The sequence below is a fragment of the Rufibacter aurantiacus genome, from assembly GCF_017916345.1.
Lineage (GTDB): Bacteria > Bacteroidota > Bacteroidia > Cytophagales > Hymenobacteraceae > Nibribacter > Nibribacter roseolus.
Window position 1 is genome coordinate 1013517 of record NZ_JAFMSV010000003.1, and the last position, 17709, is coordinate 1031225.

Here is a 17709-nt window from a genome sequence, read left to right on the forward strand (position 1 = left end):
ATCCTAAAAATACAATACCCCTTAGAAAGGATAACCGTATTATTAGCAACACTGGTTTTAATATACCCGGTGCATGCCCCTAGAGCGGGGGTTTGGGCCTTTCTTTTAAAAAGAAGCCCCTAAACACCCAATGCCAGCTTTTAACTTCTGAAAGAAAAATAACTGATTTATGCAGGTGAAGGAAAAACTAACGACATATTACCACCATTATCAGGAATTAAAAGAGAAAGGCGGCCCTGAGGAGAATACCGAATTATTTGAAGAGGTTATCCACCTGGAGGAGGAGATTATGGCCTCCTATGGCTTGCCCCCTTCCCACACCCACCTGCAGATCTTGTGGCAGTTCACAGAGAAGGCGCCCTTAAGCGAGGAAGTCATTCAGGGTACCCAGGAAAAACTGGAAACCGCGGCTACCGAACACCTCATGGCACCCGTGAAGACAAACCTGGAGGTTTTGCAGGAAGCAAAATCCGGGAAGATGAGCGCGTTCAACGTGCTGCCCGAGATTGGCCAGCCAACCCATGATTATCCTATTTTCCTGTTTGAGGAGATGCTGCTGAAAGACAAAGCCACCCCTGAGGCCGTGTTACAGGAGATGGAATCTGTGAAGGAGCTGGACTGCTACGGCGAGGTGGCCACTTTGCTTTACTACCACCGCAAGACTTTCAGGAGAACCAAAATCTATAAGGCCCTGAAACCGCACCTGCAGTTCCTGGACACCTACCTGCAACAACTGAAAGCCCTGGGCGACAGCACGGAGCACAGCATTTTCGTGTCCAGCCTCGCCAAAGAGGCCCAGCAACTTTCCCAGCCCACTACCCTGCCAGAGGACAAGATCATCTCCCTCATCGGGGTAGACCCGGCCACCTACACGCCAGAATCCATCCTGCTCACGGATATCTTTGAAATGGAGGAGATTGTCTACGATGTGGACACGGCCATCACGGTTACCGGCAAACTGAACAAAGGGGATTCTTCAAAGGCCGTTTCGCTAGGGTTTGACCTGGGCGAACTTTGCGGCCTGCTATCCCAATACCAGGAGCAGGGTCAGCAAATCCTGGCCTTTTTCCATAGAACCCCAGACCTCAACCTCCCAGACTCACCCATTGTCATCAACCTGAAGGACTGCACCGGCCGCACTTTCCTGGCCGATGCACATTATTTCAGGGTATACAAACCCTTGGTGTTGGGCGAAGACGGTACCCACCAGATGATGCAGGAGGAGTTTTACCTGGTAGAGGAGATTCTGGAAAGAGACACCTTTGATGCGGAACAGCTTAAAAGAACCTCAGAATCGCTCAATGGCTTGCTACAGCACCTCAAAGGCAGCTACCAGGAATATGTGGCTTACCTTCAGGAAGGCGAAACCGAAAAGAAAGCGCGCCAGAAGACCGGATTGGACCACCCCACCACCTTTGAACTGGCCCGTCACCTGTACAACTATGAAAAGCACGGCGGCAAAGCCAGCTTTGATTAGGTTTATCTGGTTGCCACTGCACAAGCGGGAAGAAGTTCAGGTACCAGAGGCAGCACACTACTGTTTTGATCCTGTTTTTGTATAAATAACCACACAACAGGTCATGTTAAAATGGTCTGTTCTATGGTGCCGCTCTCCCTCCATCCTTTGCGCATGTTAGTTTTTCTACAAGGTAAGAACACCAGCATATACCGTTTTTCGGCGTTTTAAGGCTGATTTAGAGAAAACGGTCAGGAAGCACGAAAATATTTTTAAAATTTAATCAGCTTGATTTTTCTTCAATATCAGACACTTAGAAGACAAAGGGGGAAAACTGAGCAAAAAACAACACTTTTTTTCTGAGAGATGTTTTGCAGATCAAAATCATCCCTCTATATTTGCACCATCAAAACCGAAAGATGGTCCGTTCGTCTAGGGGTTAGGACACCAGATTTTCATTCTGGTAACAGGGGTTCGATTCCCCTACGGACTACTCAAAAGCCTCTCAGTTCATTCTGAGAGGCTTTTTTGCTTTAAGGCTGTACACATGCACGTACAACTCTCTACTCCAACCTTTCTTTCTTTTGTAGACAGGTCCGAACGTACATTCACCTTCAAATTCTCCTGCTGCTCCTTGACCAATAGAATTTATAATAATCCAGATTTTGCTTGAAACCCAAATTGAAAAGGCCTTAGCTTTTAAATAGATAATGTATTTCAAATGCGCCTTTATTTGAGTAACTTAAAGATAATCAACAAATTATTCACAACACAAACTCTATGATTATGAAAAAGGTGTTTACCATTAGCTTTCCAGTCATGGTTTGTTTGATTACTTGCCTGACCTGGAGTTGTTCCACAAAAGAGACAGATCCCTCCCCTTCCTTTCTTTCCGTAAAGGAAGCCTCCACCAAAACGGCTGATTTGAACAAGAAGGAACCTATAGTTTTCAATACCATCGCCACCTCATCAGAAGGTTCCACTTATTTCGGAACGGTGGCGGTATCTGGTGGAATTAATGCAACGGGCACCTACGTGATGCCAACAGAAACGCTTGGGATGGCGCTGCACTGCACCCTTATCCTTACCCTACCACAGGGCTCTATTACTATCCGGATGAACTGTAACATGAAAACTTCAGAAGGCCAGTGGAAGATTTTAGCTGGTTCTGGCAGTTACCAAAACTTAGAAGGTGGTGGTAGCCTTGTTATGCCAGATGACATAAGAGAGATTTTAACGGGATCCATTTCCTGGAAATAAGACAGAATAAATTTGAGTTTGCTAAACAAGGAAGCCTTGAAGTACAAACCTTCAAGGCTTCCTTGTTTAGGAGCCACAGCCTCTTACTCCATTCAACAATTGATCTGAAAAAGCTTGGCAAATCCCTCCTGAAGTTACCTCCCACTGGTATTACAGTAACCCCCCAGCCGTCCATTCATCCTCTGAAGGCCTTCTCCTCCACCTATCTCATGTTCTGAAAAGGACACATGTTAATATCATATGATTATCGGCTAAAATAAGCTTATAGAAACACAGGTACTCTCTCTAGTTTTAGAGAAGTGTAAAAGCGGAATTACCTCACCCTGCACACCTTGATTTTCAGCAGGTTATCTTATAACCATCAGCCCTTAGGAGGAAAAAAACGGACACTATATATGAAAATGCACAAAGTATTCTTACAAGCCATTCTGTTTGTCTCTGTGTTAACCCAGTGTGTTTACACTTCCCAGGCACAGAACGGTGACCAGATTTTAGACGGTATTGGTGAAACAGGAATGATTGCCCGCTATGTGTTCAACGGAGACCTGAAAGACTGGTCTAGAAATACGCTGCATGGTAAAATCCAAGGTTCTCAGGCTTCCTTTGCCAATGACAACAAGTTTGGGAAGGTATTGTCACTTTCCGGCGATAACAATGCTTTTGTGACCATCCCGGTAGAAGCGTTAACAGACCTGGAATCATTGAGCATCTCAGGGTGGGTCTACTTGCGCTCAAAGCAAACCGGTCAACGGTTCTTTGATTTCGGGAAAGATGCAGGCAGGCATTTCTTTGCGGCTCCGGTAGGTACCAAAACCCAGGAAGGCTTCCAGGCGCTCATTACTGCCGACAAAGGAAGTAAAAAAGGAGCCGTCTCTCCAGCCATTGAAGTGAACAAGTGGGTGCACCTGGCCATAGTGGTAGATGTTCCGTCCAGGTCCTTGATTACCTATGTAGACGGTAAGCGTGCCGGTGAGGCCAGGGATATCCCGCGGGAGTTGACAGAGGTATTTGGCCAGCAACCCGGAGGAAATCTGCTGTACATCGGGAAATCCTTAACGCCGGGAGATCCCAACCTGAATGCCCTCCTCCACGATTTCCGAATTTACCGTATTCCCCTGACGGGCAAACAGGTCGCTGGAATCTACACCAATGCCCAGAAAGGTAAAGGCGTCAATGAAGGCATGGTGAATACTACGGGTAAGCAGGCCGAGGATGATCTGCCCCGTTTTTCGCCAAACCAGCCCCAGCTTTATAATGCCTATCTGGTTCAGGTGTCTGATGTGGAAGTAGAAACAGAGGTAGGAAACTTGCCCAGGTTGCCCAGTCATTTACAGGGAACCTATAAAAACGAAATGCAGGGGAAAGGCCCCAAAGTACGGGTAATCTGGCCGGCTGAAACTGACAATAGTCCTGTTCTGAAACCCGGGCGCTATACCATTACCGGCCGGGTACCCGGTACCGCTTTTCAACCAAAGGCCACTGTCACGGTAAAGGCGTCTCAGAAATCATCCAAACCAGATCTGAAGCTGGCCTCGTTTGATTTGGGGAAGGTTACCCTCAAAACCGATGCCCAGGGCCAGCAAACCCAATTCACCGAAAACCGCGATAAATTCATCAACACCTTAGCGCAAACAGACCCTAACTCCTTTCTCTACATGTTCCGCCATGCTTATGGCCAGAAACAGCCTGCCGGCGCAAAGCCTCTGGGCGTATGGGACAGCCAGGACACCAAACTGAGAGGCCACGCTACCGGTCACTACCTCACGGCCATCGCGCAGGCCTACGCCGGAACAGGGTATGACAAGGCGCTTCAGGCCAATTTCTCCAAAAAGATGGAGGAAATGGTAAACACCCTCTACGAGCTGTCCCTGTTATCCGGAACACCGAAATCAGAAGGTGGCCCCCAGGTGTCTGATCCGGCTGCGGTACCAATGGGTCCTGGTAAATCAGCGTACGACTCAGATCTGAGCGATGAGGGCATCCGGACTGATTATTGGAACTGGGGCGTAGGATACATCAGCGCTTATCCGCCGGACCAATTCATCATGCTGGAAAAAGGAGCCAAATACGGCGGGCAGAAAAACCAGGTCTGGGCGCCTTACTACACCCTTCATAAAATCCTGGCCGGCCTGATGGATGTGTACGAAGTGAGCGGCAATAAAAAGGCCCTAGCCACCGCCTCCGGCATGGGAGATTGGGTATATGCCCGCCTGAGCAAGGTGCCCACCGATACCCTGATTAAGATGTGGAACACCTACATCGCCGGGGAATTTGGCGGCATGAACGAGGCCATGGCCCGTATGTACCGGCTTACCGGTAAACCCAATCACCTCAAAACAGCTCAGTTGTTTGACAACATCAGGGTGTTCTTCGGCGACCCAAATCATTCGCATGGACTGGCCAAAAACGTTGACCTTTTCCGCGGATTGCATGCCAACCAGCATATTCCCCAAGTGGTAGGAAGCATTGAAACGTACCGGGTCACCAAAAATCCGGAGTATTACAACATAGCCGACAACTTCTGGTACAAGATGGTCAACGACTATATGTACAGCATAGGAGGCGTGGCCGGTGCGCGTAACCCCAATAACGCAGAGTGTTTCGTGGCCCAGCCCGGAACCCTGTACGAGAACGGCTTTGCGGCCGGCGGGCAGAATGAAACCTGCGCCACCTACAATATGCTCAAATTGACCAGCGACCTCTTTCTCTATGACCAGCGGGGAGAATACATGGACTATTACGAGCGGGCGCTGTACAACCATATTCTGGCCTCGGTGGCCGAAGACAGCCCTGCCAACACCTACCACGTACCGCTCAGACCAGGGTCTACAAAACAATTCGGCAACCCCAACATGACGGGCTTTACCTGTTGCAACGGTACCGCCATAGAAAGCAGCACCAAATTGCAGAACTCCATCTACTTCAAAAGCAAAGATAACCAGGCGCTTTACGTCAACCTGTTCTTGCCCTCTACCCTGGAGTGGACCGAACGCAAAGTAAAAGTGGAGCAGACCACAACTTTCCCCAAGGAAGATCAGACCCGCCTGACGATTAAGGGCAATGGGAAGTTTGATGTCAATGTGCGGGTGCCGGGCTGGGCTACCAAAGGATTCTTCGTGAAGATCAACAGCAAAGAGCAAAAGGTTGACGCCAAGCCGGGCAGTTACCTGACCATAAGCCGGAAATGGAAAAATGGAGATGTGATTGACTTGAAAATGCCTTTCCAGTTTCACCTGGATCCGGTGATGGACCAACCCAACATCGCCAGTCTGTTTTACGGTCCCATCCTGTTGGCCGCCCAGGAACCCGAAGCAAGAAAAGAATGGCGTAAAGTAACCCTTGATGCTGAGGATTTAAGTAAATCCATCAAAGGCGATCCCCAGCAGTTACAGTTCACAATTGATGGTGTGGTGTATAAACCCTTCTATGAATCATACGGCCGGCATTCCGTTTACCTGGATGTTAACTTAAAATAGGCTTAAAACCCAAAGGGGCTGATGGGACCGTTACTCACGTGAGCGATGCCCCCATCAGCCCCTTTAATTGTCATATCAGTTTATTTCCCAGCACCCATTTGCTTTAGCAGTTCTATTACGGCATTGCAGCACTACCTACTTTCCAGCTGGCGCCGTGAGGAATTCATCTTTGACACCTCTCTATAACTTTCTAAGTTAAAATAGACCATGTTGTTTACCCCAAAAACGCCTGTTGCCTCTAAAAGACTGTTTTTCCTAACTCTGCTTGGGTGGCAGCTTCTTTCCTGGCCGCTTTCCCTGTTTGCCCAATCATGGAAGGACCTTGCCCAACGCCCCTCCACCTTGGATATAGAGCAGGGTACTATTTCCTTTCAAACCCCCTCTTTTAAGGTGGAATTGGTAAAGGCCTCTCAAACCGTATCAGGGTTGCATCCTAAGGCAGAACCGACTTTTGATTATACCCCCGGTGATCGATTGAAAGTGCGTAGCAGTAACGGCATGTACCACCTGGGCGATTTGAATTTAAGAATCCGGGAAGGTCAGTCAAGCCAGTGGAAGTCTTTTTCAACGGCCTCCCAACGAAAGCCGGTTCTACCTTTGGCAGCAAAAGGTATTATTCTGGCTGCCGCTGATCTGGCCAATACTTTGCCGGCAGACATACCCCTTACCGTGAAACGTTTCTGGCAACTGGAGCAAGGGCAATTAGTGCTTCGGTTTGAATTGACCAACCGCACAGCAAACCCTATAGAAATTGGGGCCTTGGGCATTCCTATGATTTTCAACAACATTCTGGAAGGGAAAGACCTGGTACAGGCCCACGCGCAAAGCGTTCTGTATGATCCCTACATTGGTCAGGATGCTGGCTATTTACAGGTAACCCGTCTGCACGGAAAAGACTCTTCCTTGTTGGTGCTCCCCTACGGGAATTCTCCTTTTGAGGCCTATAACCCTTTGAATGATGATCCAACCCCCAGAGGAATTGCCTTTGAAGGCTTCCATGAGTGGATAGTGCACAGCAAGGCTTTCGCAGAAAACGAATGGAAAAAAGCAGAGCCCTGGAACAAACCAACCTCAGTCATCCTGAAACCAGGAGAATCAAAAAACTATGGGGTTCGCTTGGTGCTGGGTGGAACACCACAAAGCATTGAAAAGAAATTACTGCAGAACAATCGTCCCGTAGCCGTGGGTATCCCCGGGTATGTGTTGCCCCAGGACGTGAACGGCAAGCTGTTTATCAGCTATAAGAGCAAAGTCCGAAGCATAAAGATGGAACCCGAAGGCGCGTTGGTTTTTACCCCACGCCCCTCTACCAAAAACGGCTGGAAGGCCTATGCCGTCAAAGGCCAGAAATGGGGAAGAGCCAGGGTCACGGTTCAGTACGAAGATGGCCTGGTGCAGACGGTACATTACAAGGTGATCAAGCCTGAAAAGGAAGCCGTAGCCGATTTTGGAAACTTTCTAACCACAAAGCAATGGTTTGAAAAAGAAGGTGACCGCTTTGGCCGAAGCCCTTCGGTGATCAGTTACGACAATGAGAAAAAGCAGCAGGTGCTGGAGGATAACCGCGTCTGGATAGCTGGCCTCAGCGATGAAGCAGGAGCCGGTAGTTGGCTGGGGGCTATCATGAAGCAATCAGTTTTGCCTGATAAGAAAGAAATAGACAAACTCCAGCGGTTTGTAGGGGAAACCCTGTGGGGCCGCATACAGGTAGCAGAAGGCCCGGATAAATACGGGGTTCGCAAAAGCCTTTTCTATTATGCGCCTGATTCTTTGCCCGCTGGCACCTACAATATTCCTGCAAACCTGAAGGTATGGTCTTTATGGCCCAAAAAAGAAGCGTACTCTCTGGGGCGCTCCTATAACTACCCCCACGTAGCAGCAGCGCATTGGGTACTGTACCGCTTGGCCCGCCACCACAAAGGATTAGTTTCCACCCAATCATGGAACTGGTATTTGAACAACGCTTTTGAAACCGCCATGGCCATGGTTCGTCTGGCACCGCATTATGCAGAATTCGGGCAAATGGAAGGAACCATCTTTTACATCATTCTTAAAGATTTAAAGGCCGAGGGAATGAGTGAGATGGTCGGTAAATTGGAGGCAGAAATGAAAAAACGGGCCATTCACTGGGCCTCCCTTCCCTACCCTTTCGGAAGCGAAATGCCCTGGGATTCAACCGGGCAGGAAGAAGTGTACATCTGGTCGCTCTTTTTCGGTTACGATGATAAAGCCGATGTGACGCTAAACGCCATCCTTGCCTACATGCCCACCATACCCCATTGGGCCTACAACGGCAATGCCAGACGCTACTGGGATTTCTTATATGCCGGAGGTTTGCCCAGAGTAGAACGGATGATTCACCACTATGGCTCGGGCCTGAATGCCATTCCTGTGCTAACTGAATACCGCAGGCAACCTGATAATTTGTATTTACTGCGGGTTGGTTATGGCGGCGTTTTAGGTACGCTCTCCAATATCACTGAAGAAGGCTTTGCCCCCGCTGCTTTTCACAGTTACCCTGCTTCCCTGCACAACGACAGTTATTCCGGAGATTACGGTCCAGGGTTCTTTGGTTACGCCGTTAATTCCGCTACTTACCTAACGCAACATCCAGACTTCGGATGGCTGGTTTTTGGCGGTAATGAAAGCTTGAAGAACCAGTGGGTGGAAGTGCAGCCTACCACTGCTGGCAGATCTGCGGCGTTTATTGCACCTGCCGGTTTGTGGATTTCTTTACAGGCAGGAAAGATGAAAAAGATAGCCTACCATCCCTCTACCGGCCAGGTAAAATTAACCCTTGACGCAGCAGATACCTTTACCCCGGCAGCCTTTCTAACCTTAGAGCAGCCAGGCCGTGCAAAAGAAGGTCCCATTTATGGTTTAAAAACAAAAGGAACGAAGGAGAGAAATGGTTATGCCATCAACCTTTCCAGCAAAGAGACTGAGGTAATAATTGACCGGCAGAAAAAATAACAGCCCAGTAGAACACGAAAGCAGGAAGGGGCCATCACTTAAAGCATGATGGCCCCTTCATGCTTTTTCACCGCCTTGTAGCCCCTACCTTTCCATAGCCTTTTCTGCCGAATATAATCCCGGAGTATATACTGTTAAAAGTATTGCAAGCACCAGTTAACCTCATCAATCCCAAACCTCATTCATTTCCGTTAGGATGATGGGTTTCCCATCGGTGATCACAATGGTATGCTCATGTTGGGTCACAAAACCTCCCCTGTTGCCCACCAATGTCCAACCGTCTTTCATGGTGTTGGCGATGGTTGAATTGGTGGAAATAAAAGTTTCAATGGCCACTACCGAGTTCTTTCTAAATCTCTTTAAGTTCAACCTGTCATAGTAGTTGGCGATCTCACTGGGTTCTTCGTGCAATTGTCTCCCGATCCCATGACCAGTCAGGTTTTTGATCACCTTATACCCAGCTTTGTTTGCTTCATTCTCAATCAGCCGGCCTATTTCCGCAATCCGTACGCCTCCCTTTATGTGGTCAATAGCCTTTCTTAAGATCTTCTTGGAAGCATCTACCAGGGGTTGATGGTGATAGATATCCTGCCCTAAAACGAAGGAGCCTCCATTGTCTGCCCAGAAGCCATCCAATTCAGCAGAAACGTCAATATTGATCAGATCACCTTCCTGAAGCACCTTTTTATCTGAAGGGATGCCATGGGCGATTTCGTTGTTTAAACTGATACAGGTCCAACCAGGAAACCCATAAGACAAGGCAGGGGCTGATTTGGCACCGTATTGCTTCAGTAACGCGCCTCCAAAATTATCCAGGTCCTTTGTTGTCATACCCGGTTGAGCATAGTTCCTCATTTGCTTCAGGGTTAATGCTACAACCTCACTTATCCGCTGCATTCCAATAAGTTCAGATTCACTTGTGATTGACATAGGCTTCTTGTTTAGACTTCATTTACTATTAGACCTAACCGATGGTGGCAGGAATTGTTGCTTTTGGCAGGCGATATGCTGTCAGGCCGCTGCACTGGAAGCAAGTTAACACCTTTGACGAACCTTCAATCAGCCTTTCCCTCACATCGCAACTTAGCTAGTGAAAAGGTGGACTTAGTTCTAGGTGTTTTACCTCTAAGGTGAACCTACTGATTGACTCGGCGCTGCTTTTGGCAAAGTTTAAAAAAATAGCGCAAGAAATAAGCCGCAAACCGCTAAGCTTATTTCTTGCGCTAAACTGAATAGAGAAATCCGTTTACTTCACTAAATTCTTAAACGCCGATCCAAAAATCAGATAAGCGGTATTGCCACCAATGGTTCCTTCGTTCTGGCCCCACAGGAAAGGCCAATCGTCGTAGTTCTCAAAATGGTCAGGTTTTCTGAACAGGATACCGGGGGCAACGTTCCCTGGGATAAAGGAGAAATCGGCCCGGTTGTTCCCGTAGAAGACTGCTTTAGGGCGGGTGGCGCCCACGGTGGCCACTAATGAATAGTTATGGTAAGGATGGGCACCAAACAAATAGTTCGTGGCTTTGAAAGCATGCTGCCCCTCAATGATCTCAGGGAAATACTTGGCAGCAAAGCAAACGGTGGTGCCGAAGCTCATTACGTCCCCGCTGCCTGCCCAGTTTGTAAGGCCAATTGGTACGCCGTAGGGATTGTTCTTTTCAAGGCCGGTAATGTATTCTTTGTACTTCACCACGTACGGACGGAGCTTTTCTTTGTAGGAGGCGTCCAGGTGCGGGATGGCATCCAGGGCCGTTAATAGGTTTCCGCTCACGTTACGCTCCAGGGATGGCCATAGAAGCTCTTGGAACCTATCCAAATACTGCTTTTCGTTGGTGGCAATGTACAGCTGAAGGTTGGTGGCCATGTTGGCGGCATTGCCTCTGCCACTAGTATCCTGCTTCTGATTGGCCAACAAGGCAGTGGCCTCTTTCAACAGCCTTTTCGACTGTGTCAACGCTCTCGCCGAGAGGTCATCGTTGTATCCCTTTAAGGCCCGGCTGGCAGCGGCAAACATGGTGGCAGCCCTGAGGTCCAGTTCGGGTTCGCGGCTGGTGAAGGCCCACAGATCATCTTTCACGCCGCTGGAGCGACCGTCCTTGGCTACTTCATACGGACCGAGTTTGGGGTTGTAAGGAAGGCCATCTGTCAAGGAAGCGGCGTCACCCAGGTGGTGGTAATTGTCCAGCACTGAGTTGGAGAGCGTTTGGGCCATGTGACCGATGATCTCTGCCTGGGCCACCAGGTTGAGGGTGCCGTGCTCAATGAACTGCAACACATCCGGGATTCCATCGGGGCGGTGAAGGTCTACGTAGCGCTGCTTCTGGTCAATAAACGTCTGGTCGCGCTGAGGTTTGAAGCTTTCCCAGGTTTTGACAAAGTTCTGCACCACGCTGATGTTCGAGCCGGTCTCGATGTCAAAATCTCCGGCGTCGAAGAAACCTCCTACGTTCAGGCCCGGGATCAGGTCCAGCGCTTTGTATTTGGTATCGGTGGTTGGGCCCTGGGCATGAAGATCAAAGTGATCGGTGTTAGGCGGCGCCTGGCGGTACCCTTCCTTGAACGGCTCGCCGTGCCAAACCCGGTAGGCCTCGTTCACGAACATGTGGTTCATGTGGATGGGAATCCAGATGTCACTGGTGGCATCGGTGATCTTGCTGTATACCTGTTCCCCAATCAGGAAATTATTGGTCTTGGTATCTCCGTACTGAATGTAGTAGATGCCCGGAGTTTTTACAGAAGAGAAATCGAATTTCACATAGTGATACTTGAAGTAGTCACCCCAAGGGGCGATTTTGCCGGTGAATACTTTGGTGGCTTTACCATCGTCGCCTACTTTAAAGATGGACGCGCTTTTAGCGGGTTTATCTTTCTTATCTAGTTCAATAATAGAAACTTTAGGTTGTGCAGGAAGGTAGCCTACCTGAGAGAAGCCGATATTAGGATCTCTTACCCAACCTTTGATGGCGTTCGGCTCCACTGTCCAGGTCAACACCTTGCCTGTTTTACCGGCCGGAAGCAAGCTGCGCACCACAAACCAGCCGTTCTGGGCCAGCATACGGCCATCGAACAGCATCAGGTCGGCATCTTGAGAGGTGATTTTTACCATCCGTTCCTGGGCATCGGGCGCAAACAGGAAAGTACGACCGGTTTCCAGCGGAAGCGGATCTATGAATTTGCCGGTTCCCCGGTCATCGGAAGTGACGTAGCCTTTGTATTGCTTCGGTTTCTGGCTGTTTGGCTTGGAAACGGTGTTTCCTACCACATAGCGCGGGAAAAGATTGGGTCGCCCATCCACCAAATAGTTTTTGGCCCAATACTGGGAGGGCAGGAACTCCAAGTTAAACCCGGCGCTTCCTTCCAATTCCTTGGGAACGGGTTTGTCCAGGTAAACGGCTATCTCCACGCCTTTGCCCTTGGCCGTCACCACTACCCTGGAATCAAAGTTGTACTCTTTGTACCGGAGCGTAGCCTCTACCGTTTTGGCAGCCCGGTCTACCTTTCGGTTCAGGATGTCTGGAACAAGGTCCCACTGCTCCGGCGTGTTGGAGAGCCGCACCGCCCCGCCTTGCGCGGTTCTTACGCCATGGTGAATCAATTCTATCCCGGCGTTCTTCTCATCGTTGAAGCCTCCGGTAAACAGGTTGTTGTACACCAGCACATTGACGCCTTGCTGCTCAAAATACTCACGGTCATTGAGCTTCAGATCCTGGCCCGAAGCATACTGGTATGCCCCAAGTAGTAGCATGGCTGCTGGTAAAAGTATCCGTCTTTTCATATACATTAAATCCGTCTCTTCATGTTTAAAAATATGTAATCCTCGCTAGTCAGCCCTATTATAGCAAGTAATTGCAAGCTTCTTCCTTATTTCTCCATCTTCCTGGCCTATCCCCTGAAAAGCCAAGGCGTAATGGCCGGTTACTCTAGCTAGGTAACTTGCACCAGGTCTGTCGGGTGACAGACATGGGAAGTGGTCTTTTGCGTTTTAAGCCTGAAAATCAAAAAAGTAGTCTAAACCACCGCTCAGCTACTGGGGTGAATCACTGCTATCTGGTCTTCTTACTGCGGCTGTACATCATTGGCTGACGTAGCGTACAAGCCTATCAAAGTGCCGGTAAAACCTCCCGCCACATTGGTGGAGAGAATATCACCTGATACCGGGCTGCCCAGATCCACGAAGCTCCTCCCATCCGTTGAATAGCTGAACTGGTAGGCATCACCTTCTGCCTTTACCCGCAGTTGTATTGGCTTATTGACATCAACTTTTTGGCTGCCTATGACTTTAGAAGCGCCTTTCTCGGTTCTTTCCAGAACCAGGTAAGCGTCTTTACCTTTTCTGGTCAGGCCAAACACGTAGTTGAATTTCTCACTTTGCAGCAACGTAATACCCGCCAGATCTTTTTCTGAGGCAGGCTTGTAGTCTAAGGTGGTGGTATAAGTGAAACTGTTGTGTTGCTGGCGCAGGAAGAGCGTGGAGGTGGGCTTCACCTCCTTGATGTTCGCCGGGAACGGATTGATCTGCAAACCTTTCTTTGTCTGGGAAATAAACGCTTCGCGGGGGCCTCTCAAACCCACCCAACGGTAATCCAGGTTCTTGGAAGTAAAGTTGTCAGTGAAGGTGAAGTTGCCATTGGGGAAGAAGCTTTCTTTTCCGGTTTTGTTTTCCACGCCGGCAGGTGTTTTCAGCTTTGGCTCCATGGGTACAAGTCCATTGACAAAAACCGGAAATTGGCCGGACCAATCAACGGGCAGGATAAAGGTCTCGCGCCCGATATTGACACGGTTCTTCTCGTTCGGGCGGATACCCAGGAACACGCCATAGTGTTTCCCATCGGGGCCTTCTACTAAATCGGCGTGGCCGGCCCAATCTACTTTGTTTGGTCTGTTCTGGCTAAGGTGTCTTTGCGACAGGATGGGATTGTTGGGAGCAGGGGTAAAGGGGCCTTTAGGGCTATCGCTTATAAACACCACCTCGCTGTGGTTTCCGCCGGTACCGCCCTCGGCGCACATCAGGAAATACTTTCCGTTTCTTTTGTAGATGTGGGGAGCTTCAATCCAGATCGGTTTTTTGGCGAGGTCTACCCCACCGTTTACTATAATCTTGTCGGTTCCGGCAATGACCTGGTCTTTTTCAAGGTCATAGTCCCACACCTTGATCACCCGGTGCCCTTCATACAGTTCTGTCCCTTTATCCGGGGCATCGTTATGCACCACGTAGGCTTTCCCGTTGTCATCAAAGAAAAGAGAAGGGTCTATCCCCTGGAAATTCAGCTTGAACGGGTCACTCCAACCCTTGGCCGGGTCTTTTGATTTCACCACAATGTTCCCTGCGCCTCCGGCAAAAGCCGTCACGATCATATAGAAGGTGTCATTGTTGGGGTTGTACTCTATGTCCGGGGCATAGACGCCGGCGCTGATTCCCGTATCATGCACGTCCAACTGCGATACGCGGTCCAACGCGTGCCCGATCTGCGTCCAGTTCACCAGATCCTTTGAATGGAACACCGGTACCCCGGGGAAAATAGCGAAAGTGGAAGCTACCAGGTAGTAATCGCTGCCCTTGCGCGTGATAGCCGGGTCTGGATAGGCGCCTTGTAGAATAGGGTTGTAGAACTCATCCGGTTTTAGGGGATTATCACTGTAAACTTTGTCTTGGCCTTCGTAGACAGAACTGGAAAACACCGGGGCGTTTTTAGCCTTATTTTTTAAATTCTGGCTATTCCCAGGTAGGCCCATAAATGAAAATAAAGCCACCAAAACACAGAGCATAGCTACCCGTCTTTTCCCCTGAGGAGCAGACCCAAATTTGATTCTCTTCATCTTAGAATTTTATTACTGATTTTTTAGTATAGACTCCTGGCACTTCTGATTCATAAGAAGTGCCAGGAGAATGATGTTAGCGTTACTATTCGGTTTTCTTCCCTGAAACCATCTTACTAGAAAGAGGTCCCAGATAAATTATTTCTACCCAAGAGCATCTGTTTTTCTGCATTTGCGGACTTAGCGGCATTTGCCTTCTAAGCGGTTCGCCCCTTAGGTTAAATCACTTCCTTTACAAACTTTCAGATTATTTCTTAGCCTGGGGCTTGAGGAATTTATTAACCTCCAGCCAGTAGATAAAGGCATCGAACCAACGGTTGCTGGTTTTGTCTGGGTTGCCTAGTCCGAAGCCGTGGCCGCCGTTTTGGTAGAGGTGAAACTCCACGGGGATACCCGCCTTAAACCAGGAATCTACCACCCCGAACTGGCCGCGGAAAAGGAAATCATCGGAGGCGATGGCGTTGAACATGGGTGGTGCGTTCTTGGGTACCTCCACCGGGCCCATGCCGCCGTAGATCGGGCCGATGAAGGCCAATCTCATGGTCTTGGAATTGAGGGTGGAGTGCAGCGTGAGGCCGGCACCCGCCGAGAAGCCGATCATGCCTATTCGGTTTGTATCCACCCCCCACTCTTTGGAGCGCTTCAGGATCATGGCGTAAGCGGCCTCGGCATCTTCTAACTGGTTAGACAGGTCTAACTGCGGCATGCTGGGCGGAGTTGCAGTTGTACTGGCTGATGCGCTGGCGGAGGGAGCTGGGGCCGGGGCGTTGCGGGGCCGGTCCATCCAGGCCTTGAAATCCTCCAGCGTCTCCGGCGTGGGGTGCAGGCGGTATTTCAGCACGAAGGCAGCGATTCCTTTGTCCGCCAGGGCCTGGGCTACTTCCCAGCCCTCATTACCCATGGAGAGCCACCGGTAACCGCCGCCTGGTGCCACGATCACGGCCGTGCCGTTCGCCTTTCCCGGAGCAGGTAAGAAGGGTGTGAGGGTTGCAGTGGAGATGTTCCGCGCCATAGGGTCTCCCCACTGCTTGAACCAGGTCTCAGGGGCTTTCTGCCCCTCCACCCCACCGGTACCCAGCGGAATGGCTTTTGGCTCAGCCGGGGCCTTGAGTGGATAGATGGTACCATCCTGCGCCATGGCAGGTGCAGCAGAGACTAATAAGAGGACCAGAACGGATCTTTTAGCCAGTTTTATAAAATTGTAAGTCATGGAGAAATGATTTTAAATGTTCGTTAAAAGATTGGGTATGATTACAAGAGCATAGGAGTTTCCTTTTCTGCCTTGTGTGCGTTTTGCTAGCCAGGTCTTGCCCTATTTTTCAATGACTATTGGGAGAATTTCCAGTAATCGAAAAACAGGATATTGCTCTCTTCTTTTCCTTTGAAGACAAAATAGACATCATGGACGCCGGTTACTTTTTTAACAGCTGTAGATACCAGGGCCCATCTGTCATTCCCTCCGGTAAGGGGTGCTTTCACACTTCCCAGTAATTCGCCATCCACGCTCCCCAACCTGATTTCCAGGGTCACTTCGCTGTTATGCGTGGTACCCAGGCGGGCAGTAAACGCAGAGGCTCCTGTTTTCCGGAAATCCACGTCTTTAACTTTGGTGTAGGCGCCGCTTCGCAGGGCCGTCACGAACACGCCCACTTTTTCATTCTGCATGGATTTAACCCCTTCAGACCAGGCGATGGTCTCGGCCTCGTTCTTCACAAACGGGTTTAAAGGAGCAAGGCCTTTGGTTATTCCTTTCGTCATGTTCATGGGCTGCAGGGTGCCGTCTTTTTTGAACATCGCTTCTTCTACAGCAACAGAGCGGGTAAAGCCGCCTCCGCCAGGCAAGGCACCGTTGTGGTAGAAGAAATAGGTTTTCCCTTTAAAGTCAATGAGGCCCGGGTGGTTGGTGAAACTACCTCCCTGGGTGGGCATTAAAACGCCCTGGTATTTCCAGGGGCCGGTTGGGCTGGAACTGGTGGAATAGCCTATGTGCTCCGGAATAGGGCCAGCGGCAAAGAGCAAATAGTACAACCCCTTGCGTTTGTAGAGCCACGGACCTTCTTCATAGGTGGTGGGCCTTTCAGGGTTGCCCTCGCGCTTGCCAAAGGCTTCTATGGTATTGGGTACCGGCACTACTTCTCCCTGGTAAGAGATCATGTCCTCATTCAGTTTGACGTAGTAACATTTGGGGTTGCCCCAATAAAGGTAGGCCTGGCCGTCATCATCTATAAAAACCGAAGGGTCAATGTCTCCGGCTCCGCTTTGGATCAAGGGCTTGCCCAGTGGATCTTTGAAGGGCCCGTATGGGCTGTTGGCCACCGCTACCCCAATGGCCCCTTTGTTATCATGGGTGGTTAAGGGAACGTACATGTAAAATTTACCACCGCGTTCTATACATTGCGGGGCCCACGCATTTATTTTCGCCCAGCTGAAATCAGAATAGGAAAGTATGGTGCCATGATCCGTCCAGTTCACCATGTCATCAGTGGTATAGAGCTTCCAGTCATTCATGGTGAACCAGGTAGAGCCGTCTTCATCATGACTGGTGTACAGGTATAGTTTGTTATTGTACACCATGGGGGCAGGGTCTGCGGTATAGGCAGTCTGGATGATGGGGTTCTGGGCCTGAATTCCTTGCAGGGCACAACACATGAGAAGAAGAAACCCGGCAATTTTTACCTTTATCATGAGGTGAATTACTCCTTTACTAGTGATTTGAAAATGTACCGT

Annotated in this window: 9 protein-coding genes and 1 tRNA gene; 5 read left to right on the plus strand and 5 right to left on the minus strand. The window is 49.6% G+C overall.

All coding sequences use genetic code 11. From position 1 onward, the window contains the following. Positions 1 to 169: 169 nt before the first annotated feature. From J3P34_RS14655 to J3P34_RS14675, 5 genes are all read left to right on the plus strand, one after another. Complete coding sequence (locus J3P34_RS14655) at positions 170 to 1477, plus strand: hypothetical protein (protein WP_210489390.1); 1308 nt, start codon at positions 170 to 172, stop codon at positions 1475 to 1477. A 400-nt stretch (positions 1478 to 1877) separates the two neighbouring features. Beyond that, positions 1878 to 1949: transfer RNA gene (locus tag J3P34_RS14660), tRNA-Glu, on the plus strand. Positions 1950 to 2242: 293 nt separating this feature from the next. Continuing rightward, complete coding sequence (locus J3P34_RS14665; protein WP_210489391.1) at positions 2243 to 2716, plus strand: hypothetical protein; 474 nt, start codon at positions 2243 to 2245, stop codon at positions 2714 to 2716. Between the two features lie 395 nt (positions 2717 to 3111). Next, entirely contained in the window at positions 3112 to 6192 is a 3081-nt protein-coding gene (locus J3P34_RS14670; RefSeq protein ID WP_246853715.1) for a beta-L-arabinofuranosidase domain-containing protein, read from the plus strand. A 297-nt stretch (positions 6193 to 6489) separates the two neighbouring features. Continuing rightward, positions 6490 to 9165 (plus strand): DUF5695 domain-containing protein, encoded by a 2676-nt coding sequence (locus J3P34_RS14675; protein ID WP_246853742.1) that lies wholly within the window; start codon positions 6490 to 6492, stop codon positions 9163 to 9165. 165 nt (positions 9166 to 9330) lie between these two features. Here J3P34_RS14675 and map read toward each other — a convergent pair whose 3' ends face one another. The 5 genes from map to J3P34_RS14700 all read right to left on the minus strand — a co-directional run bounded on the left by map (position 9331) and on the right by J3P34_RS14700 (position 17667). Then, the gene (gene map, locus J3P34_RS14680) at positions 9331 to 10095 is read right to left on the minus strand and encodes a type I methionyl aminopeptidase (protein WP_210489393.1); all 765 of its coding nucleotides are present in this window, start codon (positions 10093 to 10095) and stop codon (positions 9331 to 9333) included. 316 nt (positions 10096 to 10411) lie between these two features. Continuing rightward, positions 10412 to 12940, minus strand: a complete 2529-nt coding sequence (locus tag J3P34_RS14685) for a cellulase N-terminal Ig-like domain-containing protein (RefSeq protein WP_210489394.1) — start codon at positions 12938 to 12940, stop codon at positions 10412 to 10414. A gap of 281 nt (positions 12941 to 13221) precedes the next feature. Next, positions 13222 to 14931 carry a glycoside hydrolase family 43 protein gene (locus tag J3P34_RS14690; RefSeq protein WP_428480479.1) on the minus strand — a complete coding sequence of 570 codons (1710 nt, stop codon included), beginning with the start codon at positions 14929 to 14931 and terminating at the stop codon, positions 13222 to 13224. Positions 14932 to 15229: 298 nt separating this feature from the next. Beyond that, positions 15230 to 16192 (minus strand): alpha/beta hydrolase, encoded by a 963-nt coding sequence (locus J3P34_RS14695; RefSeq protein WP_210489396.1) that lies wholly within the window; start codon positions 16190 to 16192, stop codon positions 15230 to 15232. Positions 16193 to 16308: 116 nt separating this feature from the next. Next, positions 16309 to 17667 carry a glycoside hydrolase family 43 protein gene (locus J3P34_RS14700; RefSeq protein ID WP_210489397.1) on the minus strand — a complete coding sequence of 453 codons (1359 nt, stop codon included), beginning with the start codon at positions 17665 to 17667 and terminating at the stop codon, positions 16309 to 16311. Positions 17668 to 17709 lie beyond the last annotated feature (42 nt).

Coding starts and splice junctions, on each gene's coding strand:
- J3P34_RS14685 (WP_210489394.1), bottom strand. CDS start 12,940: ATGAAAAGACGGATACTTTTACCAGCAGCCATGCTACTACTTGGGGCA.
- map (WP_210489393.1), bottom strand. CDS start 10,095: ATGTCAATCACAAGTGAATCTGAACTTATTGGAATGCAGCGGATAAGT.
- J3P34_RS14665 (WP_210489391.1), top strand. CDS start 2,243: ATGAAAAAGGTGTTTACCATTAGCTTTCCAGTCATGGTTTGTTTGATT.
- J3P34_RS14690 (WP_428480479.1), bottom strand. CDS start 14,931: ATGCTCTGTGTTTTGGTGGCTTTATTTTCATTTATGGGCCTACCTGGG.
- J3P34_RS14695 (WP_210489396.1), bottom strand. CDS start 16,192: ATGACTTACAATTTTATAAAACTGGCTAAAAGATCCGTTCTGGTCCTC.
- J3P34_RS14655 (WP_210489390.1), top strand. CDS start 170: ATGCAGGTGAAGGAAAAACTAACGACATATTACCACCATTATCAGGAA.
- J3P34_RS14670 (WP_246853715.1), top strand. CDS start 3,112: ATGAAAATGCACAAAGTATTCTTACAAGCCATTCTGTTTGTCTCTGTG.
- J3P34_RS14700 (WP_210489397.1), bottom strand. CDS start 17,667: ATGATAAAGGTAAAAATTGCCGGGTTTCTTCTTCTCATGTGTTGTGCC.